Source organism: Rhodococcus sp. KBW08 (assembly GCF_003852455.1).
Taxonomy (GTDB): Bacteria; Actinomycetota; Actinomycetes; order Mycobacteriales; family Mycobacteriaceae; genus Rhodococcus_F; species Rhodococcus_F baikonurensis.
The window spans coordinates 1-1,587 of record NZ_QAJJ01000054.1 but is presented as its reverse complement, the minus strand read 5'-3'; the positions used below and the strand labels follow the sequence as shown (position 1 = coordinate 1,587).

Below are 1,587 nucleotides of genomic sequence, written 5' to 3'. Positions count from 1 at the left end.
TTGGATTCTGTTGAGCGTTCGTTGGTGCTCGAGGGGTGGAATGACACTGTTCACGAGTTGACTGATGGTGCTTTGTTGCTCGATGGTTTCGATGCGCAGGTGGCGGCGTCTCCGGGTGCGGTGGCGCTCTCGTTCGAGGGTGTGTCTCTGTCGTATGCGGAGTTCGATGCTCGGGTGAATTGTTTTGCCAGGTATTTGGTTTCGGTGGGTGTGGGGCCGGAGTCGTTGGTGGGTGTTGCGGTTCGGCGTTCGGTTGATTTGTTGGTTGCGGTTTACGGTGTGCTCAGGGCTGGTGGTGGGTATGTTCCGGTGGATCCGGATCAGCCGGCGGAGCGTAATGGGTTTGTGTTGGCGGCGGCGTCGCCGGTGTGTGTGGTCAGTACGTCTGATGTTGGTTTCGATGCTGGTGTGGTGCCGGTGGTCGAGGTTGATGTTGTTGATGTGTCTGGTTTTTCGGATGCGCCTGTCTCTGATGTGGATCGTGTTGCGCCGTTGCGGTCGGGGAATACGGCGTATGTGATTTTCACGTCGGGTTCGACGGGTCGGCCGAAGGGTGTGGCGGTCAGTCATCGCAGTGTGGTCAATCAGGTGTCGTGGTTGGCGGAGCGTTATGCGGTGTCGGTTTCTGATGTGGTGTTGTTCAAGACTCCGGTGACGTTCGATGTGTCGGTGTGGGAGTTGTTTGTTCCGTTGGCGGTGGGTGCTCGGTTGGTGGTGGCTACTCATGACGGTCATCGGGATCCGGGGTATTTGGCGTCGGTGGTGGCGGCGGAGTCGGTGTCGATGGTCTCGTTTGTGCCGTCGATGTTGGAGGTGTTCGTCGATCAGGTTGTCGACATGTCGGAGGCGACGATCTCGCGCCTTGGTGGTGGTGGGTTGGGTTCGTTGCGGGTGATTTTCGCGGCGGGTGAGGCGTTGCCGGCGTCGGTGGTGCGTCGGGTGTTGTCGGTGTTGCCGTCGGTTGAGGTTCATAATTTGTATGGTCCGACGGAGTTCACGGTGCATGCGACGGCGGCGGGTCCGCTCGATGGTGTGGGTGTGGTGGTGCCGATGGGTGCTCCGGTGTGGAATTCGTCGGTGTTGGTGTTGGATTCGCGGTTGCGTCCGGTGCCGGTGGGTGTTGCGGGTGAGTTGTATTTGTCGGGTGTGCAGGTCGCTCGTGGGTATCACGGGCGGGTGGATTTGTCGGCGGAGCGGTTTGTGGCGAATCCGTTCGGTGGGGTGGGTTCGCGGATGTATCGCACGGGGGATGTGGTGCGGTGGATCGGTGTGTCGGGTGAGCTCGAGTATGTCGGTCGTAGTGATTTTCAGGTGAAGTTGCGTGGTCAGCGGATCGAGTTGGGGGAGATCGAGGCTGCGGTTCGGGATCAGGTGGGTGTGGGTTCTGTTGTGGTGGTGGTGTGGCGTGATCAGTTGGTTGCGTATGTCACTGCTGCGGTGGGGTCTTCGGTTGATGTTGATGTGGTGAGGGTGGGTGTGGGGGAGCGGTTGGCGTCGTATATGGTGCCGTCGCAGTTTGTGGTGTTGGATGCGTTGCCGTTGAATGCGTCGGGGAAGTTGGATCGGAAGTTGTTGCCGGAGCCGGTG

1 protein-coding gene is annotated in these 1,587 nt (G+C 59.7%); it reads left to right on the top strand.

All coding sequences use genetic code 11. From position 1 onward, the window contains the following. Positions 1-57 precede the first annotated feature (57 nt). Positions 58-1,587: amino acid adenylation domain-containing protein (locus DBV08_RS31935; RefSeq protein WP_311717468.1), on the top strand; the 1,530-nt coding region annotated here is incomplete at its 3' end.